Genomic DNA, 21,635 nt, shown 5'->3' on the forward strand with positions numbered 1-21,635 from the left:
GTACGGCCGGCCGGGCTCACTACTGTGTGGGCATGAATTTTCTGCATGACGCGCTCACGCTGCTGCACTTCGTCGGCTTCGCCGCGCTCTTCGGCGGTTTCTTCACCCAGCTGAAGGCGAAGGAGCCGGTGGTCAACGCCGCCATGCTGCACGGCGCGCTGACCCAGCTGCTCACCGGCGTGCTGCTGGTCGGCCTCGCGTCCGGCGTCAAGGACGACGACTTCACCGTCGACAACACCAAGATCGGCGTGAAGCTGGTCGTCGTCCTGGTGATCACCGTGCTCGTGTTCGTGCACCGCAAGCGGCCGTCGATCAGCCGCGGTCTGCTGATGGGCATCGGCGGCCTCACCCTGCTGAACGCGGTCATCGCCGTCTTCTGGCACTGAACTTCTGCACCCGGCATATCGCGCGCCGCAGCGGGTACCTCCTCGCCTCAGTGAGTTGAGGTGGGAGGCGGGCGGGATGGGACTGCTGGTCTGGAGATCTTTCGCGACCTTCGCGGGCCTGCTCGGGGTGGCGGCCGCCGTGATGCTGTGGACGCTGTCCTCGCTGCTCGGCCTGCTGCTCGTCGGCGGACTCGTCACGTCGCTGGTGCTGTGGTGCGCCCGCGACGGCCAGGACGACCAGCTCGGCGGTCGGAGAGGCCGCTTCTCACGATCCGTGCTGCACGGTTACCTGTCGGCGCTCGCGGTGGTCGCCGTCGGTGGACTCTGCTCGTTCCTGGGCTTCGCGGGCCTGATCGTGGCGATGATCGTCGCCCTGACCTCCCCGCCCGTACTGCGCCGGGCGCTCGCCCTGGCCGGCCGGTTGGGCCTCGGCCTCGGCGACGCGAACGAAGCGCCTCGCGACGACGTCGACCGGGTCAGCCGGATGACCACCGCCGAACTCTGCCGCGCCTGGACCACCAGTTCGCAGCAACTCCGGTCCGGCCCCGGAACCCTTCCGGTCGTGCGCCTGCGCCAGCTCTACCTGGACGAGCTGGAACGCCGCGACCCCGTCGGCTTCAACGCCTGGCTGGCCTCCTCCGCGAGCGCCGCCGGCGACCCCAGCCGCTTCCTCACCCCCTGACCGCGACGACGTCGTACGGCGGTCTCGCGGTATGGCGTGCCACGGGATGGCGAGCGATGGCTTGATCCGGACAGGGCACAGATTCGCCACCCCGGCTGGGGCGCGGGGCCCTTCGGGGCTGTTATACCGTCGACTGTCATGGAGCGGAATCTCACTGCCGAACAGCTCGCGCTCTTCGAGAAGGAGTTCGCGTCGAACCCGCAGTACCGGGTGATGCAGAACGCCGTCACGGAGACCCCGGTCACCAAGATCGCCCTGGATCGCCAGGTCGTCACCTCGATCGACCACTCGGTGTCGAACCTGCTGGACGACTGGAAGGTGACCAACCAGAAGAAGAGCGGCCGCTGCTGGCTGTTCGCCGGCCTGAACCTGCTCCGGCCCGGCGCCGCCGAGAAGCTCGGCGTGAAGGACTTCGAGTTCTCCCAGAACTACCTGCTGTTCTGGGACAAGTTCGAGCGGGCCAACTTCTTCCTCGAGGCCGTCATCGAGACCGCCGACCGCGACGTCGACGACCGGACCGTCGCGCACCTGCTGTCCGACCCGATCGGCGACGGCGGCCAGTGGAACATGTTCGTCGCGCTGGTCCGCAAGCACGGTCTGGTGCCGAAGACCGCGATGCCGGAGACCGAGAGCTCGTCGGCGACCGCGCAGCTGAACGACGCGCTGCGCAAGCTGCTCCGCCAGGGCGCCCGGGACCTGCGCAAGCTCGACGGCGTCGAGGCCCAGCGCAGCCGCAAGGCCGAGCTGCTCACCACGATCCACCGGGTGCTGAGCATCCACCTCGGCACGCCGCCGCAGAAGTTCCTGTGGCAGTGGAAGGACAGCGACAAGACCTTCCACCGCGACGGCTGGACCACTCCGGCCGAGTTCGCGGCGAAGTACGTCACGCTGCCGGTCGACGACTACGTCTGCCTCGTGCACGACCCGCGCGAGTCCAGCCCGACCGGCCGGACGTTCACCGTCGACTACCTGGGCAACGTCGTCGACGCGCCGCCGGTGGTCTACCTGAACGTCGAGATGGACCTGATGAAGCAGCTCGCCCAGGACGCGATCGTCGGCGGCGAGCCGGTCTGGTTCGGCTGCGACGTCGGCAAGCAGATGTCGGCCGACCTCGGCTACTGGGACGCGAACCTGTACGACTTCGGCGCGGTCTACGACACCGAGTTCACCCTGGACAAGGCCGAGCGGCTGCTGCACCACGAGACGCTGATGACGCACGCGATGCTGTTCACCGGCGTCGACCTGGTCGACGGCAAGCCGCGGCGCTGGCGGGTCGAGAACAGCTGGGGCGACGAGAAGGCCGACAACGGCTTCTGGACGATGAACGACTCGTGGTTCGGCGAGCACGTCTTCGAGATCGCCGTCCGCCGGTCCGCCCTGCCCGCCGACCTGCAGGCCCGCCTGGACGACGAGCCGATCGTGCTGCCCGCCTGGGACCCGATGGGCGCGCTGGCCGACTAGGGGGCGTGTCTCCCAGGTACGCCGTACCGCGTGAACGAGCCCCGGAGCACTCAAGCTCCGGGGCTCGTTGCCGTTCGGGGGTTCGTGGGTCAGCCCAGTGCGGCGCGGACCAGGGCGACGCCCTCGGCGGGGCGTTCCAGGGTCGGCACGTGGCCGGCCCACGGCAGCTCGACGTACTCCACGTCCGGAAGCTCCTTCGCCAGCTTCTCCGCGCCGTCGCGGAAGAACTGCAGGTCGCGCGCACCGCAGAAGAGCTTCACCGGCGCCGTGATCGCGGCCGGCGTCACCTCGTACTCCTCGTTCTCGAGGTCGTCGCCCGCCGCCAGCTGCAGCTCGAACGCCCGCTTCTGCATGGTGTGCACGAGCGCCCGCGCCTCGTCGTCCGCCTCCGGGCCGAGGAAGCTCCGCACGTTGAGCGCGGTTGCCGCCTCCACGTCGCCCGCCTCGAGCAGCCGGTTCTCTTCGTCCCAGACCGCCCGGAGGTCGGCCGTCGGCTCGACCCCGTCCACCGGCGGCGCGAGCAGCACCAGCCGGTGGAACCTCGCCGGCCGCCGGCTCGCCGCCTGCAGCACCACGTTGCCGCCGTACGACGCCCCGACCACCGCGACGCTGTCGAGCCCCAGCTCGTCGAGCACCTCGAGCAGATCTCCTGCGTCGGAGTACCGGGTCCCTGGCGCCAGCGGCGTCTCGCCGTACCCCCGCAGGTCCACCGTGATCACCTGATGATCGCGCCGCAGATCCTCGACCTGCCGCGCCCACATCCGCGCGTCACACACCCCCGCATGAACCAGCAGCACCGCCGGCCCCGCCCCAGCCACCCAATACCTGATCGTCATACCGGGAGCCTCACCGCAGATGCCCCCCGCCGCAAACTCTTTAGACCTGGTACGTGCGTACGAGGCGGGCGAGTTGCCGGCCCGCCACCAGCAGTGGTTCCTGGCTGCGGTTGACCTGGGCGGTGACTTCGGCGCCTTCCAGGGTGGAGAGGACGGTGGTCGCCAGCTCCCGGGCGCTCTGGGAAGAGAAGCCACAGCGCAGCAGCTTGTCGTGCACCAGTTGCTCCCAGCTGCGGAAAGCGTCGGCGCACGCCTGCTGGATCTCCGCGTCGGTGCCGAGCGTCTCCAGGGCTGCTGCCGTGACTGGGCAGCCGTCGATCCAGCCAGACTCGCGGAGCTCGTCGGCGAGCTGCCTGGCGCAGGCCATCACCGCCTCCGCCGGGTCGTCCTCGCTGTCCAGCGCCTTCCGCAGGAGCGTCGCGAACTCCTCGGTGCTGTGCTTGATCGCGGCGACGGCCACGGCCCCCTTGCCGCCGGGAAAGAAGTGGTAGACGGAGCCCAGGGTGGCCTGCGCCTCCTGGGCGATCTGCTTGATTCCCGTACCGACGTAGCCCTGGCGCTGCAGGAGCCGGGAGGCGGCGACGACGATCCGGTCCTGCGTGCTGGTCTGCATGGTCTCACCGTAGCGGTCACTGAGTAGAGCGCTCGTTCTAGGGGTGTGGTACGTTCGCGCGGTGCTCTGAATAGAGCGATCGTTCTAGTGATTCACCGAGGAGATGTTTCTGATGAGCAGCAGCAACCAGCAGTCGGTCACCGTCATCGGGCTCGGCCCGATGGGACAGGCCATGGCCGGCGCTTTCCTCGACCGCGGGTACGACGTCACCGTCTGGAACCGCACCGCGTCGCGCGCGGCGGACCTGGTCGCCCGAGGGGCGGTGCTCGCGCCGAACGCGGCGGAAGCACTGGCCGCGAACGAGCTGGTGATCCTCAGCCTCACGGACTACGACGCCATGTATGCCACGCTCGAACCCGCCGCGGCGGCGCTGTCCGGCCGGACGCTGGTGAACCTGAGTTCGGACACGCCGGACAAGGCCCGGGCCGCGGCCCGTTGGGCGGCTGAGCGCGGCGCCGTCCAGCTGACCGGCGGCGTCACCGTGCCACCCGCCGGAATCGGTCAGGCCGAGTCGTCGACCTTTTACAGCGGCCCACGCGCGGTCTTCGACCAGCACCGGCCCGCGCTCGAAGTCATCACGGGCCGCACCGACCACCGGGGAGAGGACCCCGGGCTCGCGGCACTGATGTACCAGATCGGCATGGTCATGTTCTGGACCTCCATGCTGAGCTACTGGCAGGCCGTCGTTCTCGCCGACGCCAACGGCCTGACGGCGGCGGACATCCTGCCGCACGCGGTGGAAACCGCGAACTCGCTGCCGGGCTTCTTCTCCTTCTACGCCGAGCGCATCGACGCCGGCCGGCACCTCGGCGACGTGGACCGCCTCGCCATGGGAAAGGCCAGCGTCGAGCACGTCCTGCACACCAACGCCGACGCGGGAGTCGACACCACGCTTCCGGCCGCGGTCGTCGAGCTCTTCCGGCGGGGCATGGACGCCGGCCACGCCGCGGACAGCTTCTCCACCCTGGTGGAGGTGATGAAAAAGGCCGAGGCGTGACGACGCCTGCCCGACGAGTGCTCTGCCGCGCCGGGCTGATCAGCAACCGTCATCACGGCAGGCGGATGACGGTGAAGGGCTCGGCGTAGTGGTTGGCGGGCAGGCCGGCTTCGGCGGCGTTCTCGCGCAGCCACTGGCGGATCATCGTGGGCAGGTTGTCGGGGTCGGGGTGCTGGCTCTGGTGGGACATCAGGGCGGCGAGCTTCTGGTCGACGGTGTCGGTGACGTCGACGTAGTGGTTGCGTTCGGGGTGCTCCATCATCCAGAGCTCGCCGACGTCCCAGGCCTGCTCGTCGAGCTCCGGGAACGCGAACGGGTTGCCGGCCGCGGGGTAGAAGGCGCGCACGGTGGCCTCGCCGGTGGCCAGGTGGTCGGGGTGCGACACCTGCAGCCGGGACCAGAACCGCTCCGGCGACTGCCCGACCAGCCGGTGCGGTCGGACCTGCCGGATCACCCGGACCAGGTCGCGCACCAGTTCGGGCGTCGGCTCCACCCGGCCGTCGATGTAGCCGAGGAAGTGCAGGTCGCGGACCCCGACGTGCTCGGCCGCCGCGGTCTGCTCGGCCCGGCGGACGGCGGGCATCTCGGCGCGGTCGCGGTCGGGTTCGAAACCGCCCGCCTGGCCGTCGGTCACCAGGCAGTAGTGGACCTCCAGCCCGGCCTTGGTCCAGGTCGCGACGGTGCCGGCGGCGCCGAAGTCGATGTCGTCCGGGTGCGCGGCCACCACCAGGACGCGCTCGATCTCGTCGTCCGGTCGCGGGTTCCCCACTGGCACGCTCACGAAGCCGACCCTAACGTCCGGTCCGGCGTCCCGGAATCCGGGTGAATCGCGGCGGCTTGCGCGATTCGGTCGCGGCTGGGCGGGGTACTGGGTCCGGAATCCGACTCCTGCCGTTCACCCCGGCTCTGCCCGAACGAGTGTGATGCCATGTCCGCCTCCCGTCCCGCTGCCGGCTCCGGAGTACGCCGTCTGATTTCCGCGACCGTGCTGACCCTGCTTCTCGTTGCCGCGGTCGTGCTCGCCCTGAGCAACGCGCACGACCTGCTGGTCGTCGCCCTCTCGCTCGCCGCCGCCCTGGCCCTGGTCGACCTCGCCGGCACCATCGACTCGTCCCGCCCGATCACTCCCGCACCGGACGACCGAACCGCTGTCTGAGACTTGCATCTGATACTCAGGTACAGGTTTATCGTCGGTTCATGGACCTTCCACTGGCCGACGACTGGGTCACGACCGCCTGCACGCTGCCGACGGCGGAGCAGCCACTGCGCGTTGCGGAGTTCGACGCGGTTTTCGCTTCCTCGCTGCGTCAGCTGAGCCGACCGGACAGGTCAACGGCTGAGCTGCGGCTGAGCCCGCCGGCAGGCACGTCGTACGGCGAACTCCGGGCGGTTGTGGCCGACCTGACCGAGCGAGAGACCCGCTGCTGCTCGTTCTTCTCCTTCGCGCTGGCGGACGAGGGCGAGCACCTGCTGGTGCGAATCACCGTCCCGCCGACCCAGGTCGCCGTACTGGACGCACTCGCGACCCGAGCGCAGCCGCCGCATGAGTGACACGTTGCGCCCCGGACAGGTCGCCGCGGCGGCCGGCGTCAACCTGCAGACCCTCCGGTACTACGAACGCCGCGGCCTGCTCGACCCGCCCGACCGCAGCCTCGGCGGCCACCGGCAGTACTCCGGCGAGGCGGTCACCACCCTCCGCGTGATCAAGGCCGCGCAACGCCTCGGCTTCACGCTGACCGAGATCGCCGACCTGCTCGAGACCGCCCGCCACCGCCACGGCCCCGGCGAGGCAGCAGGCCTGCAGGTCCGGGCCCGCGAGAAACTGGCCGACGTGGAGACCAAGATCGCCGACCTCACGGTCATCGCCGACACCCTGCGGGCGGCGCTGTCCGCCGGCTGCGACGACCTGACCACCTGCGCCGGTACGCCGGACTGCCCGATCCCGTTCACCGACCTGGCCCGGCGTACGCCGTGACGGTGGTTCGCTCGGTGGTGCTCTTCCTGCTGGCAGCCCTCGCCGAGATCGGCGGCGCCTGGCTGATCTGGCAGGGCTGGCGCGAACACCGCGGCCTGTGGTGGATCGCGGCCGGCGTCCTGGCTCTCGGCGCCTACGGCTTCGTCGCCACCTTCCAGCCCGACCCCAACTTCGGCCGCATCCTCGCCGCGTACGGTGGAGTGTTCGTGGCCGCCTCGCTGGCCTGGGGCATGGCCGTCGACGGCTTCCGCCCCGACCGGTGGGACCTGCTCGGCGCCGCCCTGTGCCTCGCCGGAGTCGCCGTCATCATGTACGCCCCGCGCACCAGCTGACCTCCGCGCGATCAGCCGGCCGCCGCGTAGGTGGACTGGGGCTGGAAGGTGGTGACCTGGGCCCGGTGCTGGATGACCTCGTCGACGATGCCGTACGCCCGCGCGCCTTCGGCGGTGAGAACGTGGTCCCGGTCGGTGTCGTGGCGCAGCTGCTCGATCGTCTGGCCGGTGTGCGCGGACAGGATCGACTCGACCTGCGCCCGGACGCGGACCACCTCGTCGGCCTGCAGGATCAGGTCCGGGATGGTGCCTTGGCCGCGAGCGGCCGGCTGGTGCAGCACGATGCGCGCGTGCGGGAGAACGGCGCGCCGGCCGGGCTCCCCGGCGGCGAGCAGGACGGCGCCGGCGGCGATCGCCTGACCCACGCAGAGCGTCGACACCGGCGACCGGATGTACTGGATGGTGTCGTAGATCGCGAGCATGGCGGTCATGTCGCCGCCCTCGCAGTTGATGTACAGGTTGATGTCCTGGTCCGGCTTGTCCGCCTCGAGGTGCAGCAGCTGAGCGATCAGCGCATTCGCGACGCCGGCGTCGATTCCGGTGCCCAGGTAGATGATGCGCTCGGAGAGCAGGTGCGAGTACACGTCCATGATGCGCTCGCCGCGCGGGCTCTGCGTGATCACGTTGGGGATGGTGTAGCTGCTCATCGTGCTGCTCCCGTCTCTACGGCGCCGGCCGTGCTGTGCACCGGCATCACCTGGTCGAACGACCCCACGAGGTGGTCGATGAAGCCGTACTCGAGCGCCTGCTCCGCGGTGTACCAGTGATCGTGCAACGAGTCCTCGTACACCGTCTCCAGCGGCTGCCCGGTGTCCTCGGCGACCAGCCGCAGCACGGTGTCGCGGATGTGCCGCAGGTCGTTCGCCTGGATCTCGATCTCCACCGCGGACCCGCCGATCCCCGCCGACCCCTGGTGCATCAGCACCCGCGCGTGCGGCAGGGCGTACCGCTTGCCCTTCGTCCCCGCCGACAGCAGGAACTGCCCGGCGCTGCACGCCAGCCCCAGCGCCACCGTCGCCACGTCACACGGCACCAGCCGCATCACGTCCCGGATCGCCAGCATCGACGGCACCGACCCACCCAGCGAGTGGATCCACAGCGCCACGTCCGTCTCCGGATCCTCCGCGGCCAGCGTGAGGATCTGCGTCGCGATCAACGTCCCGTTGTCGTCGTTCAACTGCCCGTCGAGCACCACCACCCGCCGCCGCAACAACTGCAACCGAGCCTGCTCGCCGAACATCGGCATCTTGCTCTCATCACCCATGCCCCCACCATGACCGCCCGGCCCCCTCCCACCCCACCTTTTCTGCTCCCAGCAACTCTGCTCTCAGCCGACAAATCCCGGATGTGGTGCGGACTGCCGGCGCTGAGCGGGTTCCCGTGCGGTGGCAACTCGGGCACGATGCGATGGCAGCCACAGGAAGAAGGTAGGGGCATGAGAGTTCTGCTCACGTCGTCCGGGATCACCAACGACAGCATTCGCGAGGCGCTGGTCGGGCTGTTGGGCAAACCGATCGCCGAGTCCAACGCGCTCTTCATTCCCACCGCGCTCTACCCCTTCCCCGGTGGACCCGGTATGGCGTGGCGGGCGGTCTACGGCGCCGGCCCGTCGCCCTTGTGCGAGCTGGGGTGGAAATCGCTGGGAATTCTGGAGCTGTCGGTGCTGCCGAGCATCGAGCCGGATGTTTGGGTGCCGGCGGTCCGGGACGCCGACGCGTTGCTGGTCGGGGGCGGCGACCCGCTGTTTCTCGCCGACTGGCTGCGGCGCTCAGGACTGACCGAGCTGCTGCCGACGTTGCGGTCGGAGGCGGTCTATGTCGGTGTGAGCGCCGGAAGTCTCGCCGCGGCGTCCACCTTCGTCGAGACCTACACCGAACCGCCCGCCGGCAAGGACGGACCGCTGGAGCCGGAGCACATCGTCTTCGCCACACCGCAGGGCGAGGTGGACAGGATTCTGGTCACGGGACAGGGAGCGGGACTCGTGGATTTCGCGGTGATTCCGCACCTGGAGCACCCGCACCACCCCGACGCGTCCTTGGCCAACGCGGAGAAGTGGGCGGCGCGGATCCCTGTGCCGACGTACGCGATCGACGACGAGACCGCCGTCAAGGTGGTCGACGGTGTTGCCGAGGTCGTTTCCGAGGGGCAGTGGAAGCTGTTCCAGTCCTGACACCTCCTGCCGACAACGCGGGATCGCGTTACGCGACGGCGGTTCCCTCGAGCTCGACCAGTTGGCCGGGGATCGCCAGCCGGGTGACGCCGAGCATGGTGGTGGTCGGCAGGACCCGGGCGGCGCCCAGCCGTGACGCCAGGACCCCGTAGTGCTGGAAGAGCAGGTCGACGTCGGTGGTGTAGACGTTGAGCCGGACGAGGTTCGCCAGCGACATGCCGGCCGCGTCGAGCACCGCCTCCAGGTTGTCGAGGCTCAGCGCCACCTGCGCCGCCATGTCGCCGTCGTGCTGAGGCTTGCCCTCGGCATCCATCGCGGTCTGCCCGGAGCAGTACAGGGTCCGGGTCTGCCCGGAGACGACCTCGCCCTGGTTGAATCCCAGTTCCTTCGACCACATGACCGGGTTGACTGCCGTTCGTTCCATTGCCATCTCAGTCCATTCGCTTCGCTGCAAGGAGTACGTCGACTCGGCGGCCGCCAGGTGTGACGTCGTGCCACCGAGCCTGCCAACGAATCACGACACCCTGTGGCGTGTATTCGTTTAGAGTCGGCGGATGCGTGCCGACCGGCTGGTCTCCTTGGTTCTGCTGCTGCGCCAGCGCGGCCGGATGACCGGGCCCGCCCTGGCCCGTGAGCTGGAGGTCTCCACCCGCACCGTGCTGCGCGACATCGAGGCGCTGTCCGCCGCCGGCGTCCCGGTGTACGCCGAACGCGGCCGCCACGGCGGGTTCGCCCTGCTGCCCGGTTTCCGGACCGAGCTCACCGGCCTGAACCACGACGAAGCCCTCGCCCTGCTGGTCGCGGGATCCCGCCGCGGCGCGCAGGCATTCGGCCTCGGCTCGGCGCTCGCTTCGGCCATGCTGAAGGTGGTCGACGCGCTTCCCGAAAGCCACCGGGACACCGCGGCCGGCGTGTCCGAGCGACTCCTCATCGACCCGGAGACCGACCTTCTCTCCCGTCGCGTGGTCGCCGAGGAGGTCCCGGACGTCATCGCGGCCGAGGTCAGGCGCGCCGTCCTGGCCGGGCACAAACTGCGCATCCACTACGCGGCGCTGAACGAAACCCCCCAGTGGCGCACGGTCGACCCGATCGGCCTGGTCACCGTTCGCGACCAGGGCTACCTCCTGGCGAAGAGATCCGGCGAGGACCGCACGTACCGGCTGTCCCGGATCGTGGCCGCCGAAGAACTCGCCGAACCCGCCGAGCGCCCGGACCACGTCGACCTGGACCGCGCGTGGCAGGAACGCAGTACCCGCTTCCGTACCGGCGGTGACCAGGTCTGCGTACTCGTACGGGTAGCCCCCGCGCGCCGGGAGGACCTCGTCGGCACCGCACTGGCCGTCCTCTCCGAACAACCCGATCCCGACGGCTGGCTCCGCCTGGAGGTCACCTTCCAAGACTCCAGACACGCCGAATGGGCCCTGTGGCAACTCGCCCGAAACGCGGAAGCCCTGTCCCCCCAATGGCTACGCATCGCCCTCCACAACCGCGCCACCGCGATCACCACCCTGTACGAAGCTCCGTCCTGAGGTCCTCGAGCAGTACGACTGGGTGCGGTGGCTCGCGCAGGCGGCTCCGAGTAGGTCTCCGTCGAACTGCCCGGGAACGGAAGGAGCCCGACCCGCTGATGAGATACATCTGAGGCGGCACCTCGTGGTGTCACGGGTCTCTGGAGGTCATGGTGGGTTCGACGGTCGGCTCGTTCCGCACGCCGGAAGGTGTCACGCTCGGGGTCGAGCATTTCGGGGACGCGGCGGCTCCGCTCGTCCTGCTCGTCGGCGGTACGACGATGTTGTCGTGGCCCGACTCGTTGTGCGAGGCGCTGGCTCGGGGTGGACGGCGCGTCGTGCGGTACGACCTGCGCGACGTCGGCGCATCGACGTCGGTCGATCCCGGCAATCCGGCGTACACGCTGCGCGATCTCGCCGCCGACGCCGCCGCACTCGCTCGCGGACTCGATGAACGGCCGGCGCACCTGGCCGGCATCGGCGTCAGCGGCATGGTGGCCCAGGTCGCCGCGCTCGACCACCCGGAGTCGTTCGCGGCGCTCACCCTCGTCGGGACCCGGCCGGTGGCGCCGGGACCCGTCGACGACGACCTGCCCGATCACGACGCGGAGATGATGCAGCGGCGGTTCGCGCTCCCGATGCCCGACTGGTCCGACCGGGCCGCCGTCGAGTTCGCCGCCGCGGCCGCGGAGCTCCGCGGCGACGATCCTGGTACGGCGCGGGCGACCGCCGAGCGCATCTTCGACCGCGCGCCGAGCACCGAGCCGGGTGTTCAGCCGGCCAACCAGTTGAACCTGGTCTTCGCCGGCCTTGACTGCACGCCTCGCTGGCGCGAGCGTCTCCCCGAGCTCAGGATCCCGACCCTCGTGGTGCACGGTCGCCGTGACCGGTTCTTCCCGGTCGGCAACGGCGAGGCGCTCGCCCGTGAGATCCCGACCGCGCGCCTCCTCGTCCTCGAACAAGCCGCGACCGCGATCCCCGACGCGGCCGCCGACGAGGTCGCCGCTGCGATGCTGGCGCTGTAGCGCACCACCGCCTCCCGCGGCGTCTCACCGGAAGAATATTGCTCCGGCCAGCACCGTCGCGGCTGCTAGTTTCGCTGCGGCAGTGACGGCGGAAGGGGACGCGTGATGGTGGTCAGCACCGAGGCACTGATCGGCATCGCGCTGGTCGAGCTGGGGCTGGTGGTGATGCCCGGCCCGAACATGATCTACCTCGTCTCGCGCTCGGTCGTGCAAGGCCGTCGTGCCGGGCTGATCTCGCTGGCGGGCGTAGGCGTCGGCTTCGTGATCTACCTGCTGGCGGCGGCCGCCGGGCTGGCGACGGTGTTCGCGCTGGTGCCGGAGATCTACGTGGTGCTGAAGCTCGCCGGCGCAGCGTACCTGCTCTGGCTGGCCTGGAACGCCCTGCGCGGCAGCTCCGCCTTCACCCCGAACGCGCTGGCGCCGGACCGCCCCCGCAAGCTCTTCGGCATGGGCTTGCTCACCTGCCTGCTGAACCCGAAGATCGCCATCCTCTACATCTCCCTGCTGCCGCAGTTCGTGGACCCGTCCCGCGGCCACATCGGCACCCAGAGCATGATCCTCGTCCTCACCCAGACCGCCGTCGGCGTCCTGGTGAACGCGATCTTCGTCATCACCGCCGGCTCGGTCGCGCTGTTCTTCAGTCGCAAACCCCTGTGGTCCACAATCCACCGCTACCTCACCGGCACAGCCCTGGCCGTCTTCGCCGTCAAGCTCGCCACCGACCGCAGCCACCCCGTCGCCGCTCCCTGACCGAACACTGAAGCACTCGTCTCGGGTGCCTCGCCGGTCGGGTGCTCACCAGGGAGCGACCTCGTCCAGCGATCCAGGCCCTCTGAACACTCCCGTCGGGCCCTCCGCCGGAAGTGTGGCCAGTGCGACCGGTACGAGCGCTCCGTCGGCGGTGGTCCGATCGCCGCGCGGCACCGCGGCCCGGGTGTTCAGGTCGGTCGGGACGAGACCGGGTGTCGCGGCGTTGACCTTGATCCCGTCCGCCCGGAGCGCACTCGCGTACACCAGGGTCAGCGCGTTCAAGGCCGCCTTCGACGAGCTGTAGGCAAGCAAGCCCTGGGTGGCCAGCAGACCGTCGAGCTCCGACAGTTGGTTCACCGATCCCAGGCCGCTCGACATGTTCACGATGCGCGCGTTCGACGACCGCCGCAGCAGCGGCACGAAAGCGTGCGTCACCGTCACCACGCCGAACACGTTCACCTCGAAGGCCTCCCGGACCTGCGCCGCCGTGATGTCCGGTACGGCGGTGTCCCACTCGGCGACAATGCCTGCGTTGTTCACCAGGACGTCCAGGCGGCCGGCCTCCGCCTCGACCTGCTTGGCCGCGGCCTCGACCGAGTCGACCTCCGTCACATCCAGCTGCACGAACCGTACGTCGAGCCCGTCGGCGGCCAGTGCCTGCGCCGCGGACTCGCCCAGTACAGAGCTGCGGGCCGCCAGGTAGACGGTGAACCCGAGGATGCCGAGCTGCCGGACGATCTCGTGGCCGATGCCCTTGTTGCCGCCCGTGACCAGGGCGATCTCCTTGTTCTTGTGCATGGCTCCAGTGGAGCCGCACGACCCGGGTCAGGACCAACACCGATCAGGTCGTCCGCCATACCCTGAAGGTATGCCGGAGCCGGAGATTCGCGAACTGCGCTACTTCCGCGCGGTCGCCGAGGACCTGAACATCACCCGCGCCGCAGAACGCCTCGGCATCGCCCAGCCGCCGTTGTCCCGCGCGATCCGCCAGCTCGAGCACCGGCTCGGCGTCGGCCTGTTCGACCGCTCGGGTCCACGGCTGGTCCTGACCGACGCAGGCGAGACCCTGCTCAAGGAGTCCGGCCAGGTCCTCGATGCGCTGGATGCCGCGGTACGACGGACGCAGCGAGCCGGTCTGTCGTCCCAGGAGCTGATCGTGACCGCGAAACCGGGGGTCGCCACCGAGCTGCTGCATCGTGTTGTCGCCGAGCTCAGGGCCGGTGAAGACCTGCCTGGCATCCGGGTCGTCGTCAGCGGGTTCGGCCAGCAGGCGGACATGGTTCGCGACGGTCGCGCGGACGTCGCGCTGGTCAGCCGGCCGTTCGAGGACCGCGGGCTGGACACCGAACTGCTGTACGCCGAACCGCGGGTCGCCGCGCTGCCGGCGACCCACGAGCTGGCCGGGCGTGACCAGCTCGAACCCGACGACCTGGCCGGCATCCCCGCGCCGCGCTGGGACCGCGCGAGAGCCACCGACCGCAACTACTGGTCCGCGCGCCCGGAGGATGCGGTGGACGGGCCGATCGTGCAGGACACCGCACAGCTGCTCGAGGTCGTCGCCTTCGGTCAAGCGGTTGCGCTGGTGCCGAAGTCGCTGGCCGATCGCAACCTCCGGCCCGACATCGTCTACCGGCCGGTGCCCGCCGCCGAGCCGTACCGGATGCTGGTGGTCTGGCCCGCCGGCAGCCGCTCCGTCCAGACCGCCCGGTTCGTCGAGGCCGCGATCAGGCACGCGAACGCACGACCAGCGGAGCTGTGACCGCCGGACCCATCGTCTTCGCTGGGGGGCCGGCCCGACGGTCCAGGCTGCCGGCGGAGCGGAAGGACCGCCGTACGCGGACTGTCGGTGGTAGCGCCTACCCTGGTACGCGATGACGACGCTCTTTTCTCCTGACGAACTTCCGGTGCCGCTCGAGGAGCCCAGGAAGGTGAAGGCCGACCCCGACGCGCTGCTGGAGGGGTTGAATCCGCAGCAGCGGGCGGCCGTGGTGCACGCGGGGAAGCCGTTGCTGGTGGTGGCGGGGGCGGGGTCGGGCAAGACCCGGGTGCTGACGCGGCGGATCGCCTACCTGCTGGCGGCGCGGGACGCGCACCCGGGGTCGATCCTGGCGATCACGTTCACCAACAAGGCGGCCGCGGAGATGCGGGAGCGGGTCGTCGAGCTGGTCGGGCCGCGGGCGAAGTTGATGTGGGTGTCGACGTTCCACTCCTCCTGCGTGCGGATCCTGCGGCGTGACATCAAGCGGTTCGGGATCAGTTCGACGTTCTCGATCTACGACGACACCGACTCGCGGCGCCTGATGACGCTGGTGTGCCGCGAGCTCGACCTGGACGTCAAGCGGTACAACCCGCGCGCGGTGCTGAACTGGATCAGCACCCAGAAGAACGAGCTGATCGACCACGAGACGGCCGCGTCGAAGACCTCCAACCACCTCGAGGAGACGTACGCCGAGTGCTACCGGATCTACCAGGAGCGGCTCGCGCAGGCCAACGCGCTGGACTTCGACGACCTGCTGATGACCACGGTCAACCTGCTGCAGGCCTTCCCGGAGGTCCGGGAGTACTACCGCCGCCGGTTCCGCCACGTGCTCGTCGACGAGTACCAGGACACCAACCACGCGCAGTACACGCTGATCCGTGAGCTCTGCGGCGAGGACGAGCCGGGCGGCAGCGGGCCGGTCGTGCCGCCCGCCGAGCTGATGGTGGTCGGCGACTCCGACCAGTCGATCTACGCCTTCCGGGGCGCGACGATCCGCAACATCCTCGCCTTCGAGCAGGACTTCGCCGGCGCGGAGACGATCCTGCTGGAGCAGAACTACCGCTCCACCCAGACCATTCTGTCGGCGGCGAACGCGGTGATCAGCCGCAACGAGGGCCGGATGGCGAAGAACCTGTGGTCCGACCAGGGCCAGGGTGAGCAGATCGCGGTGTACGTCGCGGACAACGAGCACGACGAGGCGCAGTTCGTCGCCGACGAGATCGACCGGCTGACCGACGCCGACGGGGTGAAGCCGTCGGACGTGGCGGTGTTCTACCGGACCAACGCGCAGTCCCGGGTGTTCGAGGAGGTGTTCATCCGCACCGGCCACCCGTACAAGGTGGTCGGCGGCGTCCGGTTCTACGAGCGCAAGGAGGTCCGCGACGCGCTCGCGTACCTGCGGGTGCTGGTGAACCCCGAGGACACCGTCTCGCTGCGCCGGATCATGAACGTGCCCAAGCGCGGCATCGGCGACCGGGCCGAGGCGGCGATCGAGGCGCTGGCGGCCCGGGACCGGATCTCCTTCGCGCAGGCGATGCGCCGGGCCCAGGACGCGCCGGCGATGGCCAGCCGCAGCGTGAACGCGGTCCAGTCGTTCGTCGACATCCTCGACGAGCTGACCGCGATGGTCGACTCGGGTGCGCCGCCGGACGACATCCTGGACGTCGCGCTGCACCGCAGCGGGTACTACGAGGAGCTGCAGAAGTCACCCGACCCGCAGGACGAGACCCGGCTGGAGAACCTGGACGAGTTCATCTCGGTCGCCCGGGAGTTCGTCGAGGAGCGGACGGCGGCGGGCGAGCCGTCCGACCTGCAGGCGTTCCTCGAGCGGGTGGCGCTGGTCGCGGACGCCGACCAGATCCCGGACGCGGTCGACGACGGCGGCGTGGTCACGCTGATGACGCTGCACACGGCGAAGGGCCTGGAGTTCCCGGTGGTGTTCCTGACCGGGATGGAGGACGGCGTCTTCCCGCACTCGCGGTCCCTGACCGACATGAAGGAGCTCGAGGAGGAGCGCCGGCTCGCGTACGTCGGCATCACCCGGGCGCGGCAGCGGCTGGCGATCTCCCGCGCCGCGGTGCGCAGCGCGTACGGCGCGCCGCAGCACAACCCGCCGTCCCGGTTCCTGGAGGAGATCCCGGCGGAGCTGCTCGACTGGCGCCGCGACGAGTCCGCGATCACCCGCTGGTCCGGCACCGGCACGAGCCGGGGCAGCGGCATCCCGAGCCGCTACGAGCCGGCCCGGCGGACGGCGTCCGACAAGCCGGTGATCAGCCTCAACCCGGGCGACCGGGTGGTGCACGACAGCTTCGGCATGGGCACGGTCGTCGTCGTGCGCGGCGAGGGCCAGCAGGCCCAGGCCGACATCGACTTCGGCTCCGAAGGCGTCAAACGCCTGCTCCTGCGCTACGCCCCGGTGGAGAAGATCAGCTAGGACGGGGTGCGGTTCGGCCGTCGTACGCCGGGACGGTGGTCAGCGACGGGACCGGTGCTCGGCCTGGAGCCAGGTGGCGAACTGCTGGGGGTGGTGGAGGGTGCTCTCGGTGAGGCGGAGCTCGCCGGTACCGGAGGTTGGGTGCGAGTGGACGACCACCTCGTCGTCGTCGAGTTCGATGCGGGTGATGTCGGGCCAGCGGAGGCTGGTGCGGCCCAGGGTGACGCCGAGTGAGTCGACGGTCAGGGTGTAGCGGCCGATCCGGAGATTGTTGAGAAGCGTGACGAGAGCGCCCGCGGCCAGCAGTGCGGAGATCGGGTCGAAGTAATCGAAGACGCTCCACGAGTCGTCGCTGACCAGGCGATTGACCGTGTCGCCGCCGTTGGTGAGGAGAACGGCCGCGGCGATCAGGAGGTAGATCTTGACTCGCGGCCGGGCAGGCAGCACCAGCCGGCCGTTGCGGTGGAGCGCGGTCGTCCACAGGTCAGGCGCATTTTCGGTCACGTCATCGACCCCCGGCTCGGCCCTCACAGGTGCGGCGATCATCGCACCTGGCAAGGTCAGCGGGCCGAACGTTCAGCGGCGCCAGACCTCGGCGGTGGTGAGGAACGCCGAGGAGCCGGGGCGGTCGGGGGAGCCGTCGACCTGGACGAAGCCGGGGACCGAGGCGCCGCCGATGGAGACGGTGGCGGAGCGGACCGGGGCGATCACCAGGCTGAGGCTGTGCACGCCGTCGGCGAGCTGGAACGTGTCGGTCGCGAAGAGCCGGCGGTCGAGCACGCCGCCCATCTCGATCTGGATGTCGGCCGCCTTCGCGCTGAGGCCGTCGGCGAGGTTCATCGAGACCTGGACCAGGTCCCGTTCCACCGCCGGCTCGTGCCAGGGCAGGCCCTGGACCTCGAGGAACGAGCGGACGAAGTACCGCTCCAGCCAGGCCGCCAGGTCGACGTCCTCCGAGACCACCCGGACGATGCCGTCGAACCACAGCACGACCGCCGTACCGGCTCCGCGCACCGACCAGTCGACCATCCAGATCGACGCGTACGCCGTCACCCGGCCGGCCTCGTCGAACAGGCGCAGCCCAGGGTTGGCTCCCGCCAGGATGATCCGGCGGTTGCTGCTGTCAGCTGCCTTGGGCATGGAGGGACCTGTCGTCCGGGGAGGGCCGAGCCCCCAGAGTGACCCACCACGGCCCCGCTACGCAACGCGAACGCCGCAAACCTTACGCAACCGACCCTGGAGGGCGGCTCGGCCACCAGGTGTCCCTCCGGGTCACCGAGCCATGATGCCACCGCCGGCGCACGGCAAGCGCGGGAGTTTCAGTCGGCCCGCGGCAGGGCGTTGCGCAGCCGGATACCACTGAACTTCAGCGTGCTGGCGACCACCGCGTCCCAGAACTCGTGCAGGTTCGGCAGCACGCGCAGCTGGATTCCTGCCTCGGCGTGCAGCGCGAAGAGATCACCGACGCGTTTGGGCGGACCGAGCGGCCGGACCTCGGTTGTCGCGACCACCGCCGCATCGTGCGGGGCGAAATCCGCTGCGGGCAAGCGGTAGGCGTACAGCTCGACGGTGCGGATCGCTTCCAGCCAGCCGTACTCGACCGCGTGCACGCGGGTGCCGGAGCCTTCGCCGATGATGCGGAACTGGTCCGCCGTGGTGGTGCCGGGGCCGACCCACGCCATCGCGCGGGGGCACTGCCGGGGGAACCAGTAGTCGGGGGCCCGGTCGTGGCCGACGGCCCACACGTAGGCGGCCGGCTCCACCGCGGTGGCGGCTACGTGCGGCACGAAAACCTCGATGGTGGGGTCCTCGGAGAAATGCAGGACCTCACCGGCGGCCGGACGCATGCCCGTGAGCCTAGGGGGTACTCAGGTCGAAGAGCGAGCTGAAAGGCAGGTGGTACGGGCCGATCAGGGGTTGAGACCGCACTCGTTGCGCAGCCAGGTCAACGGGTTGATGGCGCGACCGCCGTCCGCGGGCAGCACCTCGAAGTGCAGGTGCGGGCCGGTGGTGTTGCCGGTGACACCGACCGCGCCGACCTGGTCACCGGCGTACACCGTCTCGCCCACCTCGACGGTGAACTTCGACATGTGGTTGTACGTGGTGACAGTGCCGTCCTGGTGCCTGATCTTGACCTGACGGCCGTAGTTGCCGGCCCAGTCGGCGAAGATGACCTCGCCCTTCTTCACCGAGCGGATCGGGGTGCCGATCGGCGCGGCGAAGTCGACACCGGTGTGGTTCGCGGCCCAGCGGCTGCCGCCCTGCCCGAAGGTGGCGGTGATGTGGTAGTCGGAGATCACCATCTCGCACCGGTTGGCGGCAACGCGGATCTTTTCGGCGGCGGCTTCCGCGGCGGCCTTGGCGGCGGCGAGCGCGGAGGCGCGCCGGGCGGTCAGGGCCCGGGTGGCGTCGAGCTTGGCGGCGCGGGCCTTGGAGAGCCGGTCGGCCGCGGCCTGCTTCTTGTTCGCGTCGGTGCTGGTCAGCTCGACCCGGGAGGAGTCCCGGGTGGCGAGCTGACGCCGCTCGATCCGGGCCGTGGTGACCTCGGAGAGCTGGCTGTCGCCCATCGAGAGTGCTGCGACGTTGACCGCGGAGTTCGCCTGGGTCGGCGAAGCCAGAGAGCTGTGGCTGAAGCCGACAGCTCCGGCCGCTGCCGCGAGGGCTGCGGTGAGACCGACGATCTGGGTACTACCTGGGGTGTTACGCCGGGCAACACGATGCTTGGCACTGTGACGTGATGCGCCGGTCTTGCGCGCAGCACTGTTGCCTGGCGTGACGCGGTTACCCGCGGCACGGTGCTGGGACACAACGTGGCCTTTCGGTCACAGGGGAGGGGCACTGTCCGCCCGGCCGGGACGTTCTTCCCCGGTGGGCTCAAGCACCATAACGGATGGGTCACGAGGCGACAAACCCCGCCACCCCCTTTTCTGGCTCTCCTTCACGAAACTTTTGCATGAGCGGCTGCACGTGCATCCGCTCAAGCGCGCAGAAAAACCTGCCTGGTCAGGCAGCCTGCTCGTCGAGATGGGAGAGCACCCCGGTGATCTGGTGCACCACCTCGCCGTGGAACGGCAGGGACAGGTGGCCCACGCCGCGCACCCGGATGTTACGCGTTGTCAGGTCGGGATGACTGATCCGGGCCCGGCGTTGCGGCACGATGAGTTGGTCGACGTCGCTGTAGAAGGCGACGAATCGCGTCCCGCAGTCCGGGGCGGGCTCGGCCAGCTCGTCCATCAGGTCGCTGTCCGGGCGGAGCTGCTTCACCAGCGGCCAGGGCAGCAGCCGGGCCGCCACGGTGCCCTGGTGCGGCGTGCCGAGGGTGACGCAGGTGTGCACCCTCTCGTCCCCGCCGAGCCGCTGGACGTAGTACCGGGCGATCAGCCCGCCGAGGCTGTGGCCGACCAGGTGGACCTGGTCCGAGCCGGTCTCCTTGCACAGGATCTCGATCTCCTCGCCCAGTCGCTCGGCCGTCGTCCGGACGTCGAGAGTGAGCGGCGAGTACGAGAAGGTGTGGATGCTGGTGAACCCGCGGCGGGCCAGGTGCCGGCGCATCAGGGTGAACACGGTGTGGTTGTCGACGATGCCGTGGCACAGCAGGATCGGCGTCCCGGCGGCCCGGACGTCGCCGACCAGCAGGCTGCGCTGGGCCGGCGTGAGGCCGTCCAGGGTGAGCCGGTCCGCGCGGGTCCGGGCGCCGCCGACCAGGCCGAGCGGGTACATCGCCAGCCGGGTGGTCATCCAGCCGAACTCCACCGCCGCCCCCTGCAGCACGCGCGGCGACAGCGCCGAACGGGCGCCGTACCGGAGTCCGTCGAGCGCGTCGCGCAGGGTGCTCCGGGCGTCTGCCGGCGCCAGGTCAGGGCCGGGATTCCCGGGCTGTTCGACCGCCTCCGCACTCATCGGCGACTCCTCACTCGCAATCAGACCCCCGCGCCACTGGTCCGATCCTGCTTTTCACGGTAACCGGTTCCCAGATCGCGTGTCGGGGAACACACGGGTTCGTGTCTTATCCGTGAGGTGCGCCTCGGATAGCCTGCGAATCTGGACGCAACGCGGCGCCTCAGGACGGAAAGGGCCTCACCATGCCAGCCACCAGCACCCTGCGCATCGTCGTCGCCAAGCCGGGACTGGACGGGCACGACCGGGGCGCGAAGATCGTCGCCCGGGCTCTGCGCGACGCCGGCATGGAGGTCATCTACACCGGGCTGCACCAGACGCCGGAGCAGATCGTCGAGACCGCGATCGCCGAGGACGCCGACGCGATCGGCCTGTCGGTGCTCTCGGGCGCGCACATGACGTTGTTCAGGAAGGTCCGCGAGCTGCTCGCCGCGCGCGACGCCGATGACATCGTGGTGTTCGGCGGTGGCATCATTCCCGAGGCCGACCTGGCGCCGCTGGCCGAGATCGGCGTCCGGCGGGTCTTCACCCCCGGCGCCACCACCGCCGAGATCGTCGACTGGGTCCGCACCAACGTCGGCGACGCCTCGGCCGCGACCGCCTGAGATCTCCGCCACGGGGTACCTGTGCCGGGTTGTGCAGGTCCCCAAGCGGAGCGGCGGATCCGCTCCGGAGCGTGATGGCGACCGTCTGCAGTCGTTCTGAACCGGTGGCGGTGTTCCAGTGAAGTTACTAATCGGTAATACCGAATCGTTAAGAAACACCCGGTTGTGCGGGCTGTCGAATCGCGGTCGCATACAGCCATGCGTT

At 69.9% G+C, this 21,635-nt stretch carries 27 protein-coding genes; 15 read left to right on the forward strand and 12 right to left on the reverse strand.

Annotation, left to right across the window (positions count from 1 at the left end; translation table 11 throughout):
• The first annotated feature begins 32 nt into the window (after positions 1–32).
• From KFLA_RS06120 to KFLA_RS06130, 3 genes are all read left to right on the forward strand, one after another.
• Positions 33–386, forward strand: a complete 354-nt coding sequence (locus KFLA_RS06120) for a hypothetical protein (protein ID WP_012918899.1) — start codon at positions 33–35, stop codon at positions 384–386.
• 76 nt (positions 387–462) lie between these two features.
• Positions 463–1,068 carry a hypothetical protein gene (locus tag KFLA_RS35375; protein ID WP_012918900.1) on the forward strand — a complete coding sequence of 202 codons (606 nt, stop codon included), beginning with the start codon at positions 463–465 and terminating at the stop codon, positions 1,066–1,068.
• 138 nt (positions 1,069–1,206) lie between these two features.
• Positions 1,207–2,529 (forward strand): C1 family peptidase, encoded by a 1,323-nt coding sequence (locus KFLA_RS06130; RefSeq protein ID WP_012918901.1) that lies wholly within the window; start codon positions 1,207–1,209, stop codon positions 2,527–2,529.
• Positions 2,530–2,618: 89 nt separating this feature from the next.
• Here KFLA_RS06130 and KFLA_RS06135 read toward each other — a convergent pair whose 3' ends face one another.
• Together KFLA_RS06135 and KFLA_RS06140 are read right to left on the reverse strand one after the other, a co-directional pair.
• Positions 2,619–3,365 (reverse strand): alpha/beta fold hydrolase, encoded by a 747-nt coding sequence (locus tag KFLA_RS06135; protein ID WP_012918902.1) that lies wholly within the window; start codon positions 3,363–3,365, stop codon positions 2,619–2,621.
• 40 nt (positions 3,366–3,405) lie between these two features.
• Positions 3,406–3,978, reverse strand: a complete 573-nt coding sequence (locus KFLA_RS06140) for a TetR/AcrR family transcriptional regulator (protein WP_012918903.1) — start codon at positions 3,976–3,978, stop codon at positions 3,406–3,408.
• Positions 3,979–4,090: 112 nt separating this feature from the next.
• Here KFLA_RS06140 and KFLA_RS06145 point away from each other — a divergent pair, with 112 nt between their 5' ends.
• On the forward strand, positions 4,091–4,975 hold the full coding sequence (locus KFLA_RS06145; protein ID WP_012918904.1) for an NAD(P)-dependent oxidoreductase: 885 nt from the start codon (positions 4,091–4,093) through the stop codon (positions 4,973–4,975).
• Positions 4,976–5,027: 52 nt separating this feature from the next.
• On the opposite strand, the gene KFLA_RS06150 is transcribed toward KFLA_RS06145, so the two are convergent.
• Complete coding sequence (locus KFLA_RS06150) at positions 5,028–5,756, reverse strand: PIG-L deacetylase family protein (protein ID WP_237706739.1); 729 nt, start codon at positions 5,754–5,756, stop codon at positions 5,028–5,030.
• Between the two features lie 147 nt (positions 5,757–5,903).
• Here KFLA_RS06150 and KFLA_RS06155 point away from each other — a divergent pair, with 147 nt between their 5' ends.
• From KFLA_RS06155 to KFLA_RS06170, 4 genes are read left to right on the forward strand one after another with little or no spacing between them, the layout of a single operon-like run.
• Positions 5,904–6,131 carry a hypothetical protein gene (locus KFLA_RS06155; RefSeq protein WP_012918906.1) on the forward strand — a complete coding sequence of 76 codons (228 nt, stop codon included), beginning with the start codon at positions 5,904–5,906 and terminating at the stop codon, positions 6,129–6,131.
• Positions 6,132–6,172: 41 nt separating this feature from the next.
• Entirely contained in the window at positions 6,173–6,526 is a 354-nt protein-coding gene (locus tag KFLA_RS06160) for a hypothetical protein (protein ID WP_012918907.1), read from the forward strand.
• Positions 6,519–6,950 (forward strand): MerR family transcriptional regulator, encoded by a 432-nt coding sequence (locus KFLA_RS06165; RefSeq protein ID WP_012918908.1) that lies wholly within the window; start codon positions 6,519–6,521, stop codon positions 6,948–6,950. Before KFLA_RS06160 ends, KFLA_RS06165 begins: the two co-directional genes overlap by 8 nt.
• On the forward strand, positions 6,947–7,282 hold the full coding sequence (locus KFLA_RS06170; RefSeq protein ID WP_012918909.1) for a YnfA family protein: 336 nt from the start codon (positions 6,947–6,949) through the stop codon (positions 7,280–7,282). The genes KFLA_RS06165 and KFLA_RS06170 overlap by 4 nt, the downstream gene beginning before the upstream one ends.
• Positions 7,283–7,293: 11 nt before the next feature.
• On the opposite strand, the gene KFLA_RS06175 is transcribed toward KFLA_RS06170, so the two are convergent.
• Positions 7,294–7,929 carry a ClpP family protease gene (locus tag KFLA_RS06175; protein WP_012918910.1) on the reverse strand — a complete coding sequence of 212 codons (636 nt, stop codon included), beginning with the start codon at positions 7,927–7,929 and terminating at the stop codon, positions 7,294–7,296.
• Positions 7,926–8,546 (reverse strand): ClpP family protease, encoded by a 621-nt coding sequence (locus tag KFLA_RS06180; protein WP_012918911.1) that lies wholly within the window; start codon positions 8,544–8,546, stop codon positions 7,926–7,928. Before KFLA_RS06180 ends, KFLA_RS06175 begins: the two co-directional genes overlap by 4 nt.
• 171 nt (positions 8,547–8,717) lie before the next feature.
• Between KFLA_RS06180 and KFLA_RS06185 the strand changes: the two genes are divergently transcribed.
• A complete protein-coding gene (locus KFLA_RS06185; protein WP_012918912.1) occupies positions 8,718–9,452 on the forward strand; it encodes a Type 1 glutamine amidotransferase-like domain-containing protein in 735 nt (244 codons plus the stop codon).
• A 28-nt stretch (positions 9,453–9,480) separates the two neighbouring features.
• On the opposite strand, the gene KFLA_RS06190 is transcribed toward KFLA_RS06185, so the two are convergent.
• Positions 9,481–9,876: a RidA family protein gene (locus tag KFLA_RS06190; RefSeq protein WP_041289174.1), complete on the reverse strand. Its 396-nt coding sequence runs from the start codon at positions 9,874–9,876 to the stop codon at positions 9,481–9,483.
• Positions 9,877–10,006: 130 nt separating this feature from the next.
• Between KFLA_RS06190 and KFLA_RS06195 the strand changes: the two genes are divergently transcribed.
• The 3 genes from KFLA_RS06195 (at position 10,007) to KFLA_RS06205 (ending at position 12,735) form a co-directional block, all read left to right on the forward strand.
• Positions 10,007–10,981 (forward strand): helix-turn-helix transcriptional regulator, encoded by a 975-nt coding sequence (locus KFLA_RS06195; protein WP_012918914.1) that lies wholly within the window; start codon positions 10,007–10,009, stop codon positions 10,979–10,981.
• 149 nt (positions 10,982–11,130) lie between these two features.
• Positions 11,131–11,985, forward strand: a complete 855-nt coding sequence (locus tag KFLA_RS06200) for an alpha/beta fold hydrolase (RefSeq protein WP_041289175.1) — start codon at positions 11,131–11,133, stop codon at positions 11,983–11,985.
• A 105-nt stretch (positions 11,986–12,090) separates the two neighbouring features.
• Entirely contained in the window at positions 12,091–12,735 is a 645-nt protein-coding gene (locus KFLA_RS06205) for a LysE family translocator (protein WP_012918916.1), read from the forward strand.
• A gap of 45 nt (positions 12,736–12,780) precedes the next feature.
• Here the strand turns inward: KFLA_RS06205 and KFLA_RS06210 are convergent, their stop codons facing one another.
• Positions 12,781–13,533 (reverse strand): SDR family oxidoreductase, encoded by a 753-nt coding sequence (locus tag KFLA_RS06210; protein WP_012918917.1) that lies wholly within the window; start codon positions 13,531–13,533, stop codon positions 12,781–12,783.
• 70 nt (positions 13,534–13,603) lie between these two features.
• On the opposite strand from KFLA_RS06210, the gene KFLA_RS06215 reads away from it, so the two are divergent.
• The gene (locus tag KFLA_RS06215; protein ID WP_012918918.1) at positions 13,604–14,494 is read left to right on the forward strand and encodes a LysR family transcriptional regulator; all 891 of its coding nucleotides are present in this window, start codon (positions 13,604–13,606) and stop codon (positions 14,492–14,494) included.
• A gap of 112 nt (positions 14,495–14,606) precedes the next feature.
• Positions 14,607–16,928, forward strand: a complete 2,322-nt coding sequence (gene pcrA / locus KFLA_RS06220) for a DNA helicase PcrA (protein WP_012918919.1) — start codon at positions 14,607–14,609, stop codon at positions 16,926–16,928.
• Positions 16,929–16,967: 39 nt separating this feature from the next.
• On the opposite strand, the gene KFLA_RS06225 is transcribed toward pcrA, so the two are convergent.
• The 5 genes from KFLA_RS06225 to KFLA_RS06245 all read right to left on the reverse strand — a co-directional run bounded on the left by KFLA_RS06225 (position 16,968) and on the right by KFLA_RS06245 (position 20,828).
• Positions 16,968–17,432 (reverse strand): hypothetical protein, encoded by a 465-nt coding sequence (locus tag KFLA_RS06225; protein WP_148256555.1) that lies wholly within the window; start codon positions 17,430–17,432, stop codon positions 16,968–16,970.
• Between the two features lie 72 nt (positions 17,433–17,504).
• Positions 17,505–18,068, reverse strand: a complete 564-nt coding sequence (locus KFLA_RS06230; protein WP_012918921.1) for a hypothetical protein — start codon at positions 18,066–18,068, stop codon at positions 17,505–17,507.
• 179 nt (positions 18,069–18,247) lie between these two features.
• Positions 18,248–18,775: a DUF6886 family protein gene (locus KFLA_RS06235; RefSeq protein ID WP_012918922.1), complete on the reverse strand. Its 528-nt coding sequence runs from the start codon at positions 18,773–18,775 to the stop codon at positions 18,248–18,250.
• Positions 18,776–18,838: 63 nt separating this feature from the next.
• Entirely contained in the window at positions 18,839–19,495 is a 657-nt protein-coding gene (locus KFLA_RS06240; protein WP_012918923.1) for a M23 family metallopeptidase, read from the reverse strand.
• A 436-nt stretch (positions 19,496–19,931) separates the two neighbouring features.
• On the reverse strand, positions 19,932–20,828 hold the full coding sequence (locus tag KFLA_RS06245) for an esterase/lipase family protein (RefSeq protein ID WP_012918924.1): 897 nt from the start codon (positions 20,826–20,828) through the stop codon (positions 19,932–19,934).
• A gap of 182 nt (positions 20,829–21,010) precedes the next feature.
• Between KFLA_RS06245 and KFLA_RS06250 the strand changes: the two genes are divergently transcribed.
• Positions 21,011–21,430 carry a coenzyme B12-dependent isobutyryl CoA mutase small subunit gene (locus KFLA_RS06250; RefSeq protein ID WP_012918925.1) on the forward strand — a complete coding sequence of 140 codons (420 nt, stop codon included), beginning with the start codon at positions 21,011–21,013 and terminating at the stop codon, positions 21,428–21,430.
• The last annotated feature ends 205 nt before the right edge of the window (positions 21,431–21,635 follow it).

Source organism: Kribbella flavida DSM 17836 (assembly GCF_000024345.1).
GTDB classification, from domain to species: Bacteria; Actinomycetota; Actinomycetes; order Propionibacteriales; family Kribbellaceae; genus Kribbella; species Kribbella flavida.

What these genes read in the sequence shown, in the direction of transcription:
- KFLA_RS06120 (WP_012918899.1), top strand. Translation starts at nt 33, where the DNA reads ATGAATTTTCTGCATGACGCGCTCACGCTGCTGCACTTCGTCGGCTTC.
- KFLA_RS35375 (WP_012918900.1), top strand. Translation starts at nt 463, where the DNA reads ATGGGACTGCTGGTCTGGAGATCTTTCGCGACCTTCGCGGGCCTGCTC.
- KFLA_RS06130 (WP_012918901.1), top strand. Translation starts at nt 1,207, where the DNA reads ATGGAGCGGAATCTCACTGCCGAACAGCTCGCGCTCTTCGAGAAGGAG.
- KFLA_RS06135 (WP_012918902.1), bottom strand. Translation starts at nt 3,365, where the DNA reads ATGACGATCAGGTATTGGGTGGCTGGGGCGGGGCCGGCGGTGCTGCTG.
- KFLA_RS06140 (WP_012918903.1), bottom strand. Translation starts at nt 3,978, where the DNA reads ATGCAGACCAGCACGCAGGACCGGATCGTCGTCGCCGCCTCCCGGCTC.
- KFLA_RS06145 (WP_012918904.1), top strand. Translation starts at nt 4,091, where the DNA reads ATGAGCAGCAGCAACCAGCAGTCGGTCACCGTCATCGGGCTCGGCCCG.
- KFLA_RS06155 (WP_012918906.1), top strand. Translation starts at nt 5,904, where the DNA reads ATGTCCGCCTCCCGTCCCGCTGCCGGCTCCGGAGTACGCCGTCTGATT.
- KFLA_RS06160 (WP_012918907.1), top strand. Translation starts at nt 6,173, where the DNA reads ATGGACCTTCCACTGGCCGACGACTGGGTCACGACCGCCTGCACGCTG.
- KFLA_RS06165 (WP_012918908.1), top strand. Translation starts at nt 6,519, where the DNA reads ATGAGTGACACGTTGCGCCCCGGACAGGTCGCCGCGGCGGCCGGCGTC.
- KFLA_RS06175 (WP_012918910.1), bottom strand. Translation starts at nt 7,929, where the DNA reads ATGAGCAGCTACACCATCCCCAACGTGATCACGCAGAGCCCGCGCGGC.
- KFLA_RS06180 (WP_012918911.1), bottom strand. Translation starts at nt 8,546, where the DNA reads ATGGGTGATGAGAGCAAGATGCCGATGTTCGGCGAGCAGGCTCGGTTG.
- KFLA_RS06185 (WP_012918912.1), top strand. Translation starts at nt 8,718, where the DNA reads ATGAGAGTTCTGCTCACGTCGTCCGGGATCACCAACGACAGCATTCGC.
- KFLA_RS06190 (WP_041289174.1), bottom strand. Translation starts at nt 9,876, where the DNA reads ATGGAACGAACGGCAGTCAACCCGGTCATGTGGTCGAAGGAACTGGGA.
- KFLA_RS06195 (WP_012918914.1), top strand. Translation starts at nt 10,007, where the DNA reads ATGCGTGCCGACCGGCTGGTCTCCTTGGTTCTGCTGCTGCGCCAGCGC.
- KFLA_RS06200 (WP_041289175.1), top strand. Translation starts at nt 11,131, where the DNA reads ATGGTGGGTTCGACGGTCGGCTCGTTCCGCACGCCGGAAGGTGTCACG.
- KFLA_RS06205 (WP_012918916.1), top strand. Translation starts at nt 12,091, where the DNA reads ATGGTGGTCAGCACCGAGGCACTGATCGGCATCGCGCTGGTCGAGCTG.
- KFLA_RS06210 (WP_012918917.1), bottom strand. Translation starts at nt 13,533, where the DNA reads ATGCACAAGAACAAGGAGATCGCCCTGGTCACGGGCGGCAACAAGGGC.
- KFLA_RS06215 (WP_012918918.1), top strand. Translation starts at nt 13,604, where the DNA reads ATGCCGGAGCCGGAGATTCGCGAACTGCGCTACTTCCGCGCGGTCGCC.
- pcrA (WP_012918919.1), top strand. Translation starts at nt 14,607, where the DNA reads ATGACGACGCTCTTTTCTCCTGACGAACTTCCGGTGCCGCTCGAGGAG.
- KFLA_RS06230 (WP_012918921.1), bottom strand. Translation starts at nt 18,068, where the DNA reads ATGCCCAAGGCAGCTGACAGCAGCAACCGCCGGATCATCCTGGCGGGA.
- KFLA_RS06235 (WP_012918922.1), bottom strand. Translation starts at nt 18,775, where the DNA reads ATGCGTCCGGCCGCCGGTGAGGTCCTGCATTTCTCCGAGGACCCCACC.
- KFLA_RS06240 (WP_012918923.1), bottom strand. Translation starts at nt 19,495, where the DNA reads ATGGGCGACAGCCAGCTCTCCGAGGTCACCACGGCCCGGATCGAGCGG.
- KFLA_RS06245 (WP_012918924.1), bottom strand. Translation starts at nt 20,828, where the DNA reads ATGAGTGCGGAGGCGGTCGAACAGCCCGGGAATCCCGGCCCTGACCTG.
- KFLA_RS06250 (WP_012918925.1), top strand. Translation starts at nt 21,011, where the DNA reads ATGCCAGCCACCAGCACCCTGCGCATCGTCGTCGCCAAGCCGGGACTG.